12 protein-coding genes are annotated in these 17,860 nt (G+C 40.9%); 5 read left to right on the top strand and 7 right to left on the bottom strand.

The genetic code is table 11. The annotated features are described in order from the left end of the window. The first annotated feature begins 111 nt into the window (after positions 1-111). The 4 genes from FLM54_RS07450 to FLM54_RS07465 all read left to right on the top strand — a co-directional run bounded on the left by FLM54_RS07450 (position 112) and on the right by FLM54_RS07465 (position 6,908). A complete protein-coding gene (locus FLM54_RS07450; RefSeq protein ID WP_372239238.1) occupies positions 112-1,128 on the top strand; it encodes an efflux RND transporter periplasmic adaptor subunit in 1,017 nt (338 codons plus the stop codon). A gap of 2 nt (positions 1,129-1,130) precedes the next feature. Next, entirely contained in the window at positions 1,131-4,214 is a 3,084-nt protein-coding gene (locus FLM54_RS07455; RefSeq protein WP_075169261.1) for an efflux RND transporter permease subunit, read from the top strand. 93 nt (positions 4,215-4,307) lie between these two features. Continuing rightward, the gene (locus tag FLM54_RS07460) at positions 4,308-6,203 is read left to right on the top strand and encodes a DUF294 nucleotidyltransferase-like domain-containing protein (RefSeq protein ID WP_178956036.1); all 1,896 of its coding nucleotides are present in this window, start codon (positions 4,308-4,310) and stop codon (positions 6,201-6,203) included. Between the two features lie 3 nt (positions 6,204-6,206). Beyond that, positions 6,207-6,908 (top strand): 3'-5' exonuclease, encoded by a 702-nt coding sequence (locus FLM54_RS07465; RefSeq protein WP_054200885.1) that lies wholly within the window; start codon positions 6,207-6,209, stop codon positions 6,906-6,908. Between the two features lie 77 nt (positions 6,909-6,985). On the opposite strand, the gene FLM54_RS07470 is transcribed toward FLM54_RS07465, so the two are convergent. The 4 genes from FLM54_RS07470 to pxpB all read right to left on the bottom strand — a co-directional run bounded on the left by FLM54_RS07470 (position 6,986) and on the right by pxpB (position 12,934). Continuing rightward, positions 6,986-8,566 (bottom strand): BCCT family transporter, encoded by a 1,581-nt coding sequence (locus tag FLM54_RS07470; RefSeq protein WP_010389940.1) that lies wholly within the window; start codon positions 8,564-8,566, stop codon positions 6,986-6,988. Positions 8,567-9,355: 789 nt separating this feature from the next. Next, on the bottom strand, positions 9,356-11,023 hold the full coding sequence (gene asnB / locus FLM54_RS07475; RefSeq protein WP_178956037.1) for an asparagine synthase B: 1,668 nt from the start codon (positions 11,021-11,023) through the stop codon (positions 9,356-9,358). A 320-nt stretch (positions 11,024-11,343) separates the two neighbouring features. After that, positions 11,344-12,282, bottom strand: coding sequence for a biotin-dependent carboxyltransferase family protein (locus FLM54_RS07480; RefSeq protein ID WP_055013294.1), 939 nt, complete (start codon positions 12,280-12,282; stop codon positions 11,344-11,346). Then, positions 12,275-12,934, bottom strand: a complete 660-nt coding sequence (gene pxpB / locus FLM54_RS07485) for a 5-oxoprolinase subunit PxpB (protein WP_178956038.1) — start codon at positions 12,932-12,934, stop codon at positions 12,275-12,277. Before pxpB ends, FLM54_RS07480 begins: the two co-directional genes overlap by 8 nt. 443 nt (positions 12,935-13,377) lie before the next feature. Between pxpB and msrA the strand changes: the two genes are divergently transcribed. Beyond that, the gene (gene msrA, locus FLM54_RS07490) at positions 13,378-14,685 is read left to right on the top strand and encodes a peptide-methionine (S)-S-oxide reductase MsrA (protein ID WP_178956039.1); all 1,308 of its coding nucleotides are present in this window, start codon (positions 13,378-13,380) and stop codon (positions 14,683-14,685) included. A gap of 650 nt (positions 14,686-15,335) precedes the next feature. Here the strand turns inward: msrA and FLM54_RS07495 are convergent. The 3 genes from FLM54_RS07495 to FLM54_RS07505 form a co-directional block, all read right to left on the bottom strand. Further along, a complete protein-coding gene (locus tag FLM54_RS07495) occupies positions 15,336-16,214 on the bottom strand; it encodes a LysR family transcriptional regulator (RefSeq protein WP_010389946.1) in 879 nt (292 codons plus the stop codon). Positions 16,215-16,461: 247 nt separating this feature from the next. Then, positions 16,462-17,118, bottom strand: a complete 657-nt coding sequence (locus FLM54_RS07500) for a 3-oxoacid CoA-transferase subunit B (protein WP_008114705.1) — start codon at positions 17,116-17,118, stop codon at positions 16,462-16,464. Between the two features lie 15 nt (positions 17,119-17,133). Further along, on the bottom strand, positions 17,134-17,832 hold the full coding sequence (locus FLM54_RS07505; protein WP_008114703.1) for a CoA transferase subunit A: 699 nt from the start codon (positions 17,830-17,832) through the stop codon (positions 17,134-17,136). Positions 17,833-17,860: the final 28 nt, after the last annotated feature.

Consider the following 17,860-nt stretch of genomic DNA (forward strand, 5'->3'; position numbering starts at 1 on the left):
GTTTAATTTCAGCGTGTTGTTTTGCTAATTTGTCGTACTAAGCTATTTATTGATCATAGAGGTGTTAAACTGCGTAACATAATGGAAATAATAATTAATTAGGGTGATCCTTTGAAGTCGCAAAATCTTTTAATGGGCATAACGGCCTTATTTTTATCGGTTAGTTTGCCAGTAACTGGTGCTAGCGTGGTCGTTGAAAATATCGCTATGGAACAAGCCCAACAGCAGGTTCAGGCCGTTGGTAATGCTGAAGCTATCCATTCTGTTATTTTATATCCTGCCGTAGGTGATAAAGTAGCAGCGGTTCATTTTAAACCTGGCGATAAGGTTAAAGAAGGTGATATTTTACTTGAGCTAGATTCACGTAGGCAAAAAGCGGCCCTTGAAGAGGCTAAAATAAAATTAGCAGATAGTCAGCGAACTTTAAAACGTTTAAAACAAAGCCAAGCTAAAGGAGCTGTTCCGCAAAGTGATGTAGATGATGCAAAAACCATCGTGGAGCTTGCAAAAGTTACTCTCACTCAAGCCGAAACTGAATTAGAAGACCGCCAAGTCCGTGCCCCTTTTAATGGCACTATGGGGCTGACTGACATTGAAGTGGGTGACAGAATCACAACACAAACAATGATTGCTAGCATCGATGATACCCGCCAGTTATACATTAATTTTAACGCGCCTGAATCAGCGATTGCGATGCTCAGAAATAATGCTAGTGTACGCGTGTTCCCATGGCAATCGCAAGCGCCCATTGAGGCAGAAATAGCTTATTTAGACTCACGTATAGACCCACAAACTCGTACCTTAAGAGTCAAAGCAAAGTTAAATAACAAAGATCAACAATTCTTACCGGGTATGAGTTTTCGAGTACATATAGAAGTATTAGGTCAACGCTTTGCCGCTATTCCTGAAGCAGCACTACTGTGGGGCGCAACGGGTCCATATGTGTGGACGAGTGTGGATAACAAAGCTACCCGGGTTGATGTGAAAATAGAGCAACGCTTGGCAGGGCGCTTACTCGTATCAGGGGCATTACAGCCAAACGATACGTTAGTTGTTGAAGGCGTTCAGCGCTTGCGAGCCAATCAAGAATTAAGCTTTACTGCACCTATCGCTAGTACGCAGGAGTAGCCATGAAACAGCAACCTATGATGCAAGACTTGCCGTCTATGGCAATTCGCCGCCCTGTACTTATTGTGGTGCTTAATTTATTAATAATTATTGCCGGTATCGCCGCTATAGCTGGCGTAGAAGTGCGAGAGCTTCCTGATGTAGATAGGCCGCGTATTACGGTATCAGCTTCGTTTCCAGGTGGTTCCCCAGAAACCGTTGACACTGAAGTCACCAGCAAACTTGAAGGTGCTGTTGCCCGTGTGAGTGGAGTTAAATCTATTCGTGCACAAAGTGAAGAAGGCAGCTCACGTATTGTGGTTGAATTTAGACCTGGTGTTAATCTGGATGATGCCGCTAATGAAACACGCGAGTCAGTTTCGCGAGTGCAAAGAGAGCTCCCAGAAGAGGTTGAGCGTGTATCTATTATAAAAGCCGATAATGATGCTGAGGCGGTCGTATCACTCACCGTATCAAGTGAGAGTTTATCGTTAGAGGCATTAACCGAGCGAGTTGATGTTGACTTAGCACCACAGTTTTTAACTATTCCCGGTGTTGCTGATGTGCGCTTAAACGGTGATAGAGAACGAGTGCTTAGAGTACGTATAGATCCGCTTAAGCTCAGTAGCTTTAATTTAACTATTCCTGATGTTGCTGACGTTCTCAGGCAAGCTCCCTTTGATGTGCCTGCAGGAAGTTTAAAATCAAACGATCAGCAAATCATTGTGCGTGCTGATGCTACCTCGGTCACACCAGATCAAGTCGGTGATATTATCATTCGTGGTGATACCCGTATTAGCGATATTGCTGCGGTATATTTTGGCCCGGCAGATCCACGCTCTATGGTTAGGCTCAATGGTAAACCCGTTATTGGTATGGAAATTATCCGCCAAGCGCAATCTAACACCATAGAAATATCAGATGAAGTTCTAAAGCTTATTGAGGGAATGCGTGAACGCTTTCCTCAGATGGAATTTACCTTAACATCAGATGATGCACAATTTATTAGAAGCTCAGTGGATGAAGTTATTAACTCATTAGTGCTGACAGTGCTGCTAGTGATCATTACTTTATGGGTATTTATTGGTTCTTGGCGCGCAACCTTAGTGCCCGCATTTGCCATTCCGGTTGCCTTGATAGGCTCGTTAGCACTGATATGGGCACTGGGTTTTTCCATTAATATTTTAACCTTACTCGCATTGGTACTTGCGACTGGTTTAATCGTTGATGATGCGATTGTGGTGAGTGAAAACATTCAACGCCAGCGTGGATTAGGCTTAGGCAGGCGTGCCGCTGCGGTCGTTGGCACCCGTGAAGTATTTTTTGCCGTTATTGCCACCACGGCAGTGTTAGCAGCTGTGTTTGTTCCCATCGCTTTTTTACCATCAACAGCAGGGCGTTTATTCAGAGAGTTTGGCGGTGTTCTTGCCGGTGCAGTGATCATATCAAGCTTTGTTGCGTTATCGTTAGTGCCGGCACTTACCTCTAAGCTTAAGCTTAAGCAAGGCGGTTTTCATCCATTTGCTAAGTTTGGTAACGTACTTGCTAATTTATATACCAAAACAATTCATAAAGTTCTCGATCATGCGTGGCTTACTTTTATTGCCTGTTTATTAGTGGCAGGCGGCTCAGGTGCATTGTATATGAGCTTAGATAACGAGCTATTACCAACAGAAGATCGCGGTAAAATTAGAATATTTGCTCGTGGGCCAGATGGCGTAGGCTTAAACTTTATGGACAGGCAAGCCATTAAAATGGAAGACACCTTACTGCCTTTCGTTGAAAGCGGTGAAATTGAATCTATTTACACAGTAGTTGGTCAATGGGACCCTAATATTGTGTTTATTACTGTGCCTTTAAAACACTGGGATGAACGCAACTTTAGTCAACAAGAAATCATCAATAAAATTCGTCAGCCTTTAATGAATATTCCTGGAGCACCCGCATACGCAGGGGGGGCTAATAGTTTAAACTTACGTGGCCAAGGTGGCGGAATCGAAATTGCTTTGCTGGGGCAAGATTACCTTGAAATATTTAAAGCTGCACAGCAGTTTTCAGCAGATCTTGAAAAAGCAGTACCTGAAGTTGCACCGGTTCGCGTATCGTATCAGCCATCGCAACCACAACTTCGCGTCAATATAGACAGACGACGCGCAGAAGAACTCGGTGTATCGTTAAGTGATATAGCCATTACCCTAAGAGCTGCCATTAATGGCGACGATATAGCCGATTTAAATATTGGCGATCAGTCAATACCAATTATGTTACAGGCTCAAAATCAAACCATTAATGACCCCAGTGATTTAGCAAATTTATATGTAAGCGCCCGCGATAATCAATTAGTACCGCTCAGTAGTGTCGCTAATATTACAGAGGAAGGCGTAGCTGCAGAGCTTGAGCGCCATGCTCAGCGACGTGCCATAGAATTAAGCATGGAATTACCCGAAGGTTTAACTATTGCCACACTGGTAGAGCAAATAAAACAAGTGTCTGAGCAATCATTACCAGCAGGTATTACTTTAGCGTTTAAAGGGGAAGCTCTGACATTTGAAGAGACCTCAAACGAAGTATTAATGACCTATGTATTGGCATTTTTAATTGTATTTTTAGTATTGGCAGCACAATTTGAAAACGTTAACAGCGCCATTGTGGTGATGATTACTGTGCCATTTGGTATTACATCCGCTATTTTAGCACTGTACTTAACCGGCACATCACTCAATATTTATTCGCAAATTGGTCTGGTAATGCTTATTGGTTTAATCGCTAAAAATGCAATTTTATTGGTCGAGTTTGCTGATCAATTAAGAGATAACGGGCTTAGTGTTCGAAAAGCGGTTGAACAAGCTGCACTGGTACGCCTACGACCCATTACCATGACCTTAATTTCTACTTTATTGGGTGCATTACCGCTTATTATGTCAACAGGTGCGGGCGCTGAGGCGCGTAATGCGATTGGCTGGGTAGTGTTTGGTGGACTAGCATTAGCGGTATTGTTTACGCTTTATTTAACACCGGTGATTTATTTAGGACTTGCACGTTTTACCAGCCCTCGCGGCGATGAGTCAAAACAATTAGCGCAGGAGTTAGAGCAAGTAGATAATTAATCGCTAACTATTTACGTAAATTGGCTATTTTTCTTTGAAAAAATAGCCAATTAGGCTCACAATTCAACTAGATTCACGCCACAAGGATTCCCTATGCAGGCCGAGCAAGTTGAAATAGCCCAATTTTTAGTTGAACATCCCCCATTTGATACGCTTCCTACTGAGGCATTGAACGAATTAGCAATGCAAATAGAGGTTGCTTACTTCCGTGCCGAAACTGATATCCTGCATTTAGGGCAAGATATTAGTGACTTGTATATTATTCGTAGTGGCTCAGTTGAGATTTCACGCCGTAATGGTGAACTCTATAACCGCTTAGCTACAGGCGGTATTTTTGGCCAAATGGGTTTATTGATGAACCGCAAAGTGCGGTTTCCAGCTCGTGCACTTGAAGATACCTTAACGTATTGTATTAATGTTAATACCTTCAACGAATACTGTGATAAATACGAAACCTTTGCTGACTTTTTCGAAGTGGATGGCAACGTACGCTTGCACCAAGCAATAGTAGAGCAAGCCGACAGCAATGATTTAACCACCGCAAAAGTTAAATCATTATTACATCGCGATGTAGTCACTGTTACTACACAAACCCCCATACAAGACGTCGCGTTTTTGATGACACAAGAATCGGTCTCTTCAGTACTTGTTACTGATATAGAAAAACAAATAAGCGACGATCCAGAAGAGGATGACGGTCAAGTCGTCGGGATCATCACAGATAGAGATATCCGTACCAAAGTTGTTGCCCAAGGACTTACGTTTGATACGCCGGCGAAGGAGGTAATGACCTCAGGTTTGGTTTTGCTCGATAGTAACTCTTACGTTTTTGAAGCTGTTTTAGCCATGCTCAGAGATAACTTACATCACTTGCCTGTGGTACATAAAAAGCGACCAATAGGGGTGATATCGCTATCTGATATTTTACGCTATGAATCACAAAGTAGCTTATTGTTAGTACGCGGTATTTTAGCTCAACAATCGGTTGATGACTTAGTTCATTACGCCCGCCAATTACCTAATGTGTTTGTGCGTATGGTAAACGAAGATGCTAATTCGCATATGATAGGGACCGCTATGGCAGTAATAGGACGTACCTTTAAACAGCGCCTATTAGCCCTAGCAGAAGAAAAATTTGGCGAGCCGCCCATTCCTTATTGTTTTATTGCGTTGGGCTCAATGGCACGTGATGAGCAGTTAATTGTAACCGATCAAGATAATGCACTGATTTTAGATAATAGCTTCAATGAGGCATTGCACGATGAGTATTTTCAAAACTTATCAGACTTTGTGTGTGATGGCTTGGCTAAGTGTGGCTATACCTATTGTGATGGTGAAATTATGGCCTCGTTTAAAAAATGGCGTATGACCCGCGAACAATGGCAAGAAAAATTTGCTAGCTGGATGGCCGAGCCCAAACCGCAAGCACTGCTCAATAGCTCGATATTTTTTGACTTAGATGGTGTGTGGGGTAAGTTAAAATGGGCCGATGAGCTTAAAACGCTGGTGGCAAAAGAAAGCAAAGTAAATAAACGCTTTTTAGCTAACCTTGCTGCTAATGCTCGCAATCGAACGCCACCATTGGGATTTTTTAACGGCTTTGTACTTGAGCACAATGGCCAACATAAGCGCTCAATGAACTTAAAACGTCGTGGTACAGCGCCGCTATCTGATGTGGTTCGCGTTCATGCATTAGCCGTCGGTTCACGTAAACAAAATTCGTTTGAGCGCTTAGAGGATATTATCGAGGCTAACTTATTACCCAAAGGCAAAGCACAAGATTTGCGTGATGCATTTGAATATATTGCCACTGTACGTATTCGCCATCAGGCATGGCAGATAGAGCAGGGGGAAGCGCCCGATAATGATTTAGACCCGCATTTACTCTCACCATTTGAGCAAAGTAATTTAAAAGAAGCTTTTGCGATTTTAGAAAAAGCGCAAAGCTTTCTAAAGTTTAGTTATTCTGCTCATTCAGGTGTGAAATAAGTTATGGCTAAATCACCGTTAGATTGGCCACGTCGTTACGAGCAGCTTTTACATAGTGCGCAAAACTCGTTGCTTAAGGAGTTTTATAAGCAGGCATTTACCAATCAGACTGCTCCACTTAAAGATGTACCTTTTGTGGCGCTAGATTTTGAAACAACAGGTCTGGACGCTAATACCGATGATATTGTTAGTGTGGGGTTAGTGCCTTTCAATGTTAATCGTATTTACTGTAAAGAGAGCCACCATTGGGTAGTACAACCACGACGAGATTTGAGTGAAGAGTCGATTGTTATCCATGGTATTACCCACTCAGAAGTGGACGAAGCTCCCGACCTCAATCGAATTTTAGCCCCACTTCTTGATGCACTTAAAGGGAAAGTGGTGGTGGTGCATTATGCCGCCATTGAGCGCCACTTTTTTTATAATGCGCTGCTCACACGTATAAAAGAAGGGATTGAATTTGCTCTAGTCGACACTATGGAAATTGAAAGGCGAGCGCTTAGAGCGCGTCAAGGGCTACTAGGTAGGCTATTTAATACAAAACTAGGCTCATTACGGTTAAGTGATACAAGGGAGCGTTATTCCTTGCCATTGTATCAAAACCATAATGCACTGACTGACGCTTTAGCCACCGCAGAATTACTGCAAGCTCAGCTGAGTTATCATTATCGGTTAGATACGCCACTAAGTGAAATTTGGCTTTAGCGAAACGTTATAAAATATTATAGGAAAAATAGAGTAAAAAAAACGCCGCAATTAGCGGCGTTTTTTAATGTAGGGTGTTATTTAACTGGGCGAGGCTCAGTTCGTAAACCTAAAATTAAGCTTACACACATTAATAGTAAAACAATGGTAAACGGTAGACCGGTTGAAATAGCCCCAGCTTGTAGTGCTTCAATCGCTTGAGTACCACCAATCCAAAGTAATGCAGCAGCAATTGCGCCCTCAACAGTAGCCCAAAAAATACGCTGTGGTACCGGTGCATCAATTTTGCCACCTGCTGTGATTGAATCAATTACAAGTGATCCTGAATCAGAAGAAGTAATAAAGAATACCAGTACTAATACAATAGCAATGAAAGAAAGCACACTCGCCATTGGCATTTCATCAAGCATTTGGAACATCGCCATAGGGACACTTGTTAGACCGTCAGTCCCAAGAGCACCAATACCATTAACTACTTGGTCAATTGCGATGCCACCATAGATAGACATCCACAGGATAGTAACCGCTGTTGGAATAAGTAATACCGCGGTTAAAAATTCACGGATTGTACGACCACGCGAAACACGCGCAATAAACATACCTACAAACGGTGACCATGAAATCCACCAAGCCCAGTAGAATACTGTCCAACCATGCATCCATGTTTCATCTTCACGGCCATGTGGGTTACTCAATGGAATAATGTTCTCTACATACCCCATTACCGTGTTAGGGATATTACCCATAGAGACCGCAAAACCAACTAAACATACAAATACTAGTAATACTAAAGCAATGAGCATATTTACGTTACTAAGTAATTTAACGCCGCCATCAATGCCTCTAATAACAGAGACGACTGCTAGTAACGTAACACCTGTAATAACCAGAATTTGTGAACCTACGCCACCTTCAAAACCAAATACATGATTAATACCGGCAGAAGCTTGTTGTGCACCTAGCCCAAGTGACGTTGCTAAACCAAATAAGGTTGCTAATACAGCTAAAATATCAATTATGTGACCAGGCCACCCCCACGCTTTATCACCTAAAATTGGGTAAAAAATCGAACGAATAGAAAGAGGTAAGCCTTTATTGTAAGTAAAAAATGCTAACGAAAGCGCAACTACAGCATAAATTGCCCAAGGGTGAAGACCCCAATGGAACATAGTTGCACCCATTGCCATTTTCGCGGCTTCTGGTGTGTTAGCTGTTACATTGAGCGGCGTTTCATACCAACCAGTGTAGTATGCGACTGGTTCAGCAACCCCCCAGAACATTAAGCCAATACCCATACCTGCAGCAAATAACATTGCCAGCCAAGAAATACGAGAATGCGATGGTTTAGCATCGTCACCGCCTAAGCGGATATTGCCATATGGTGAAAAAATTAAAACTAAACAAAAAATAACAAAGAAGTTGGCAGCCCACATAAATAAGCCGTCAAAATTATTAATAATATCGGTTTTGATACCATTTAGTGTTGTTTTAGCTACTTCGGCATCTGACACTAGTACGGCGATTAAAAAAAGTGCTATTAACCCTGCACTGATCCCGAATACAGGGTTATGTATATCAAATCCCCACTTTTGTACGTTGTCTTGACCTACGGTGTAGTCCGTATTATCAATACTGTACTTGTCATGATTCTCGCTCATGCAATACCTCATTGGTTAATGAAACAGGTTGGCTTAATGCCAGTTTTTTTATAGTTCACTGTATTCGTCTTATTAGATTTATAACTAAAGCTAATAACACGAATAGTTAGAAGACTAACTAATTTAATTGCCCATCATACCTTTACTAATAGGGGAGTTAAATATTAAATGCAAAAGATTTAACACTTTGGCAAAACTTTAAGCTACTTTTGTCTTTTTATTGTACATATCTGGCAGCTGAACAAATGATAACTAATGTGTCAGCTAATTATTTTATAGTCGTATATAGCATTGAATGCAAAGCTAAGTGAATGAATATTCGGCTTAATCAGACAAGTAAATAACTAAAAAACGCTATTGAATACGTAAAAACTAACTCAGCGTTTTAAAATCACTATTAATTTATTAAACTGTCTCTTATACACATCTAGATGTGTATAAGAGACAGGTTTTTATGATTTGGGGTAATGAGCTAGATAGATATTTTTCATGAGGTTAATGAAAAAGCGAGATTGAAATAGTTTTTATAAAAAGCGACTAAATCTTACTGTTTAAACTAAATTGGTCAAAGGTTTATCTCACCTTTGCGATTTAATTTATAAAAATGGCAAAGAAACGCTGCGCTTGTAAAGAAGTGACAAACAACAGTGATTAAACATAAATGATTAAATTGAATGGTTTTGATTTCTTATTCACTTCTTTTAGTGGAATAAAATTTTCAAGAAATTATTCACAAAGACAGCGAAGAAAAGCTGCAGTTTTTAACCTGCAGCGTAGATAGGGGGGTAACTATTTTTTATATGCTTCATTGTGGACGCCTGCGGCGCGTCCAGATGGATCCGCATTGTTTTGAAATGATGCATCCCACGCCAGTGCTTCGGGGGTTGAACATGCTACTGATTTACCATGTGGTACACAGTTAGCAGAGGCATCGCCCGGGAAGTGCGATTCAAAAATACGGCGGTAAAAATACGCTTCTTTTGAATCTGGCGTGTTAATTGGGTATTTAAATTTAGCATTCGCTAGTTCTTGATCCGTTACTTGCTCATTCACATACTCTTTTAAAGTATCAATCCAGCTGTAGCCAACACCATCAGAGAATTGTTCTTTTTGACGCCATAACACTTCGTCTGGAAGGTAGCCGTCGAAGCCAGCACGTAAAATATGCTTTTCAATTTTTTCGTCTTTACACATTTTAGCTTCTGGGTTGATGCGCATTGCAACATCAACAAATTCTTTATCTAAAAATGGCACGCGTGCTTCAACACCCCAAGCAGCCATTGATTTATTAGCACGTAAACAATCAAACATATGCAGTTTTGATACTTTACGGTTTAGCTCTTCATGAAACTCTTGTGCATTGGGTGCTTTATGAAAATATAAATAACCACCAAATAATTCATCGGCACCTTCACCTGAAAGTACCATTTTAATGCCCATAGCTTTAATTTGGCGTGCCATTAAGTACATAGGGGTTGATGCACGAATAGTGGTTACATCGTAGGTTTCAATGTGATAAATCACTTCTTTAAGAGCATCAATACCTTGTTGAATAGTAAAAATAATAGGGTGGTGAATAGTACCTATCATATCAGCCACTTTTTGCGCTGCTGCTAAATCGGGAGAGCCCTCTAAACCCACTGAAAACGAGTGCAGTTTAGGCCACCAAGCGTCACTTTCGTCGTTGTCTTCAATACGTTTTGCAGCAAAATGTTGAGTAATAGCTGAAATAACCGACGAATCTAACCCACCTGATAGTAATACACCGTAAGGTACGTCACACATAAGCTGGCGTTTTACCGCGGCTTCTAGAGCATCTTTTACATCTTCTGCCTTGGCATCGTTGTTTTTAACTGCGTCGTAGCTTTGCCAATCACGTTGGTAGTACGGTGTTAATTTACCGTCTTTGCTGTAAAGGAAATGCCCCGGTGGGAACTCCTCAATATGTTTACAAATAGGTGAAAGCGCTTTTAGCTCTGATGCTACATAAAAGTTGCCATGCTCGTCGTGGCCTGTATACAGCGGAATAATACCAATGTGGTCGCGACCAATTAGATAAGCATCTTGCTCTTCATCATATAAACAAAAGGCAAAAATACCATTTAAGTCATCTAAAAATGCAGGCCCTTTTTGTTTATACAGGGCTAAAATAATTTCACAATCTGACTGGGTTTGAAAATCAAACTCGACTTCTAAATTAGCGGCAAGCTCTTTGTGGTTATAAATTTCGCCATTTACCGCTAAAATATGCGTTTTTTCTGGGTTGTATAATGGTTGCGCACCGCTTGATACGCCTACTATTGCTAAGCGTTCGTGTACTAAAATTGCTTTGTCTGATGAATACACCCCTGACCAATCAGGCCCGCGGTGGCGAAGCAGTTTGGACATTTCGATTGCCTGAGCGCGTAACTGGCTGGGATCCGATTTAATATCAAGTACGCCGAATATTGAACACATAATTTTTCCTCATTCCTATTAAGTGCCTACGATAGCGAGTTTGCTAAAGACTAACCTTGTTTTATCAGAAATAAATACCTAAGTCACATGGCTTTTTTAAAATAATAAGAATAATTTATGCACCAAATAGATTGGCGTTGCACCAATGTGGTGATATTGGCAAGGAGATTAAAATGCAATGTGCAATTTTTAATTTAAAATTACGTTAAAGTTAAATTAAATTGCAACAATTAGTTTGCCTTGCACCAAGAAAGTGCAAAGCGAAAAATAAATAAATAGCGGTTGAGTTACTCAGTGAGTGAGCGTGAGTGCACTATTAATTAATCCCAGTAGCGGCTTAAACTCAGCTTAAGTTGTGCTAGGTGAGCATCGAGCTTATTTTTTGCAGCATTTGCTTGCTCAAGTGATACAAATTCAAAGGTGATTGGATCAGCAGTTCTAAATTGTGCAAACTGATGTAAGTCGGCTTCTATCACATGCGCTATTAAAGGATAACCCCCCGTTGTTTGCCCGTCATTTAATAACACTATAGGATTGCCATCAGGTGGAAGCTGTATGCTCCCAGGTGCTACGGCTACAGAGGGCAATGAAAGTGTATGTTGCATAATATCAGCATTTTTATGGTCCAGGCGTACGCCCATACGATTACTATTTGGATTAATAGTAAATGCGGTATCACAAAAAGCATTAATGCACTCGGGTGTTAGTAGCTCATAATGAGGACCAACATGTAAACGGATAATATTACGTTTAGGTGGGGTAAGAGCGCCCTTATTACATAACCATGGTTTAGTATAAGGACTTATGGCTAGCACGTCGCCGCTTTGCAGTGCACGGCCATTAAAGCCTCCAATGGCTGCCCCTAAATCGGTAGATTTAGAACCCATAACCTCTGGGCATTCAATACCGCCTTTTACTGCAATATAAGCACGGGAGCCACCACGGCCAGTTGCAAATTTAAGTGTTTGCATTGCTTTTATTGGGTAACTCCAGCCTGGATAAAGTGGGTGTCCATCAAGGGTTGCTTTGAGGTCGGCTCCATGAAGGGCAATAACGGTATCACACTGAAATTGCAGTTCGCATAAACCCACGGTTAATTCCAGCACGGCAGCGTTGTCGGTGTTATTTAATAAACGGTTCGCAATAATGTGAGCATAGGTATCAAGGCTGCCTGAGCGGCTTACCCCTAAATGTCGAAAACCCACACGGCCTAAATCTTGGATTGTTAGTTGAATACCGCTCTTGATTACTTTAATCATTGCTTACTCCTTTTACAGGCACAAACTCTATGGTATCGCCAGGTTTAAATAAGCAAGGATTAGCCGCTTTAGAATCAAATAAGCAGGCATCAGTGTGAGCTATAATATGCCAACCACCTGGCGAATCTTCAGGGTAAATACCAGTTTGGTCTGCTCCAATAGCAATTGCGCCTTTAGGTACACTCACTCGCGGGTTATCGCGCCTTGGGGTAAATAACCGTGAGTTGAGCCCATGTAAATAAGGAAAACCGGGAACAAAGCCTAAAAATAGAACGTGATATAACTCTTTACTATGTAAGTTAATCACTTCATCAATTGTGAGTTGATGATAGTTAGCTACGTAATCTAAATCTTCACCTTGGTAGTAGGTATTAATTTGGTGGTGCTGGCTATCAAACGGGTAATCATCCACTTCCTCCCATAACTTAGCTAAGGTGTTGTGCCATTTATGGAGCATTTCTGAAGACTTTAAATACAAAGTTAATGAGTTCATAGCCGGTACTAAATCAAAAAACTCATTACTATTTTTACAGTGCTGGGCTAACGCCCAAAGCTTTTTTTGCGTCGCAAGTATGTGTGGTTCGCTGTAGTGAGAAACATCAAAAAGCAGGCTAGAGTTCGTTAAAATTTTTATACTAGGAATCATGCTCATACCGATAACTCATTAATATTAATTACATTTAAGCTATCACAGTCGCTGTACTATTACGATATTAATAGACAAACTCGGATCGAATGTACTCTCTCATCCGTAAAGTTTTGTTGTGTGTGAAATTTATTCTTGGGTTTACAGGTCTGCTTTAGGGTCTGTTGACCTTTGCGGATTAAAATTGTTCAAACTAGGAGCGGTTTAATCGCGGCGCGAGGTTTGTAACCTAGTGGGCTAAGTAAAAACCGAGCAACAAAGAGTAAATCGCTCCTAGGCAGAACCCTTCGGGCAGCGCCTGTTTGGCATTGATGCTGCGTTATCGCCTATTTATGGGGAATAACCACACCACATAGGCTCTGCCTTGCCTAAACACCAAACAGACTGCTGCAAATTTAACCTTGGAAGGTCAACAGACCCTAGAGTAACTAAAACTAAGAGGTAATCGTATGTTTAAGGGGGTAATATTACCGGGATTTGCCATTGTGGGCTTGCTTAGTGCGATGAGCGCAATCTCGTCAGATGAAGTAGCTAAACCCAGTGATTTAAATGCAACCATGCATGTAGAAAAGCTAGTGCTTGGCTCAGGTTGCTTTTGGGGGGCAGAAAAACGCTATGAAGCACTTAATGGGGTACTCGATGCAGAGTCGGGTTATGCCGATGGGCATGGGTTTAAACCAACCTACAGGAATATAACTAAGCTATCGCGTCGCTTTGATGAAGATAACTACGCTGAAGTGGTGCAGGTTACATTTAATAGCAATATTATTTCGGCAAAAGAGCTGCTGAAAAATTATTACGAAAGCCACGATCCGACTCAAAAAAACCGCCAAGGTAATGATGTAGGCACACAATATCGCTCTATTATTTTAACTACAAGTGACGAGCAAGCAAATACCGCGATTGCTGTAACACAGCAGTACCAGCAGTTACTCACCGAAGCAGGTTATGGAACAATAGCTACACAAATTAAGCCACTAGAGCAATTTTATTCTGCTGAAGAATATCATCAAAATTACCTTGAAAAAAATCCAAACGGTTATTGCCCAGACCATTCAACCGGCGTTGTTTTTAGTCAAGATGAAAAGCAGCAGGTTGATAACACTGCATTGTCGACTGGCAAACAAATTGTTATTTTAGACTCTCGCGATTACTGCCCTTACTGTGAAAAATTTAAAGCGGCGGTAGCTAATGACTATAAAGGCACAATACCAATGACATTTCGCCATGCTGATCAGCTAAATGGCTTAACCATCAAATCGGCTACCTGGGCTACACCCACCATACTATTTTTAGAAGATGGAGTAGAAGTGTATTCTCGCCAAGGCTATATGGATGCCGAGCTGTTTTATAAAGCGCTAGGTGCATTTAAACTCGGTGACAGTGAAGCTTATAAAGTAGCGTTTAACGCTAAAACCGACAGCCCATATTGCAAAGAATACGCTATTTTTAAAAACACCCCCGATGGCATTTTTATCGACAAACTCAGTGGTGAACCCTTGTTTGATACCCGCGACAGATTTAATTCGGGTACTGGCTGGTTGTCGTTTACACATCCTGTAAAAGACAGCGTAACGCAGCATGAAGATAACAGTTGGGGAATGCAACGTATTGAGCTTAAATCTAAAAGTACCGGGATTCATTTAGGGCATTTATTCCCGGGTGAAGGGCCAAATGGTCAAGATAGATATTGTATTAATGCCACTGTATTAGAATTTGTTGCTCGTGAGGAAATAAACAGATCAGATGATGTTTAAGCTAATTAGCAAATAGGCAAATTTAAAGTAAAAAAAAAGCAGCGATACTTAAAAAAGGTCGCTGCATTTCAATTGACAACATCTTCACACACAATAAAGATTCGGGGGGTTGTATTAGTAATAACTAATGCTGAATTATTGTTGCTGATGTGAATGTAAATAAAAACAACTCAAGCTCAGTCACCACCGAACTTGAGTTGCTTTTTACACTGACAACATCTTCACACACAATAAAGATTCTTATATTTATTGGCGGGTGTAAGCGTAAAATAAAAACAACCCAAGCTAAGTCACCACCGAACTTGAGCTGTTTTTTACACTGACAACATCTTCACACACAATAAAGATTCTTTTTTACTAGCTTGTTGTTACAAACTAATTAAATTTGGTTTCAGTAACGCGTTTTATTATTTTTGGTCGTTGCTGATTTGTTGAGTTAACTTTAGAGCTTTTACTCAATTTCGACAAGCGATAAAAACAAAACTAATAAGTGAAAAAAACTAATCTATAAATTCAGTCAACAAGGAGTTGCTCAAGTGGTTGATAATGCGGTTATATTTTGTTTTTTGAGATTTACGTGAGACACGAAAAAAATATTTTAAAAAGGTCGTAAATAATAAAACGCCCATAAAAGGGCGTTTTATTAATAGTCACTTTGTTTGTCTGAAGGTGTTAATTACCCACTTGGCAAATAAGTCGAGCGGGTGGTTTGCCGTACTAGAGCCGTGTTGTACCAAGTAGTATTTATCTTTGGTAGTAAGGGGTTGTTCAAACAGTTTATAGAGCCATTGCTCATCCAGCCAGCTTTGGCTAATTGGTAGAGGAATAAGTGCAATCCCCATTCCTTGCTGCGCCGCTCTTGCTACACCAAACATACTATCTATTTGAATAATTTGCGTTGGTGAAAAGTCATCAATCCCAACTTTTTCTGCCCACTGATGCCAAGCCCAAGGGCGTGCTTTATGCACAATAAGCGGCACTTGATTAAGCGCTTGGCAATGATCGTTTTGCCATTGTTCAAGCAGTTTTTTATTACACGCTGGAATATATTCTAAATTAAATAACTCAGTAGCCAGTCCATCAAGCGGTTTACTTGAAGATAAAATTATAGATAAATCACTTTGGCGAGTCAGCTCTTTGCGCGTTTTGAGGGTATCCATGTGTAAATTAATATTAGGGTGCTCGCTGGTCCATTCACTGAGCTTAGGCATTAACAATTCACTGGCAAAAAATTCGGGCAGGGTAATGGTTAAGTTTACATTTTGTTGTAACTGACTAAATTCATTAATGGTGCTCTCTAGCATATTTATAATTGGATAAATTGCTTCAAAAAAGTTTTTACCTGCAGGCGTTAAACTAATAGAGCGAGTTTGTCTTTGAAATAAATCAATGCCTAGCTGCTCTTCTAGCTGTTTAATTTGGTGGCTTACAGCCGAGGGCGTTAAGTAAAGCTCTTTAGCAGCATGTTTAAAACTTAAGCTTTTTGCGGCAAAACAAAAAGAGCGAAGGCCGCGAATAGGTGTTTGCATGGTATCCAGTATAAAGTTATTTCAATCGCCTAGTAATAGGCAATAATTAAACCAAAAATAAAAACTAACTATATCAGCAATTTATTTATTTTATTAGGTCGAATTCACCTAAGTGGTGCGTTAAATTGTCACTATAGTGCAAAAACTAAAATATAGACAAAAAAAATCCCTCTTACGAGGGATTTTGGGTAACTCAGCGCCATTGGCACTGGGAATGAGGTCGGTACAGGGTGAAATTATGAGTGGTTTAAAACACCATCTCAGGAATATCACCATTAACAAGCAATTTACCTGCCGTTTTGCTAATAATTTCATCAACTGATACGCCTGGTGCGCGTTCTAGTAAATGAAATGCGCCGTCTTTTACTTCTAGAACGGCTAAATCAGTAACTATTTTTTTAACACAGTTAACGCCCGTTAGCGGTAACGTACAGCTTTCTAATAACTTAGAGTCGCCGTGTTTACTGGCATGGGTCATGGTAACAATAATGTTTTTTGCACCTGCGACTAAATCCATCGCTCCGCCCATGCCTTTAATTAATTTTTTAGGGATCATCCATGAGGCTATAGAACCGTTTTGGTCTACCTCAAACGCGCCCAGAACGGTTAAGTCTACATGACCACCCCGTATCATGGCAAAACTATCTGCACTATTAAATATAGCTGCACCGGTAGCTGCCGTCACGGTTTCTTTACCCGCGTTGATCATATCCGCATCAACAGTGGCTTTAGTAGGGTATTCGCCCATGCCTAAAAGACCATTTTCGGACTGTAGCATAACTTCTATGCCATCGGGTACATAGTTTGCGACGAGTGTCGGAATACCAATGCCCAAATTAACATAAAACCCATCTTGTAACTCTTGAGCTACGCGCATTGCGACTTGTTCACGTGATAATGCCATTGTTAGTGCTCCTGCTTAATCTCGTGTGGTAACACGTTCAATGCGTTTTTCAAAGTTACCTTTTATAACGCGGTTAACAAAAATTCCTGGCGTATGTATTTGGCTTGGCTCAAGTTCGCCTGGCTCAACAATTTCCTCTACTTCTGCAACGGTAATTTTACCCGCAGTAGCCGCCATTGGATTGAAGTTCATGGCTGTATGACGAAATACTAAGTTGCCGTAGCGATCCGCTTTCCATGCTTTTACAATAGCGAATTCACCGGTAATTGACTCTTCTAAAATATAAGGGCGACCATTAAACTCTTTTACTTCTTTACCCTCAGCAACCGGTGTGCCGTAACCTGTGGCTGTGTAAAAAGCAGGTATTCCTGCACCACCAGCACGCATTTTTTCAGCAAGAGTACCTTGTGGCGTAAGTTCTACATCAATCTCGCCACTTAGTAGCTGCTGTTCAAACAAGGCATTTTCGCCAACGTATGAGGCGACCACTTTTTTAATTTGCTTGTCGTGCAGTAACAGCCCTAAACCAAAGTCATCAACACCACAGTTATTGGAAACAACGGTTAATTCTTTAGTTTGCATTTTTTTAATTTGGGCAATTAGACCCTCAGGGATACCACATAAGCCAAAACCACCGGCTATTATTGTATCGCCGTCTTTTAAACCTTCCATTGCAGCTTCATAACTAGAAACTACTTTATCAAAACCGGCCATGAGTCACTCCTCATTCTGTGCTATTTAA

This window comes from Pseudoalteromonas sp. Scap25 (assembly GCF_013394125.1).
Taxonomy (GTDB): Bacteria; Pseudomonadota; Gammaproteobacteria; order Enterobacterales; family Alteromonadaceae; genus Pseudoalteromonas.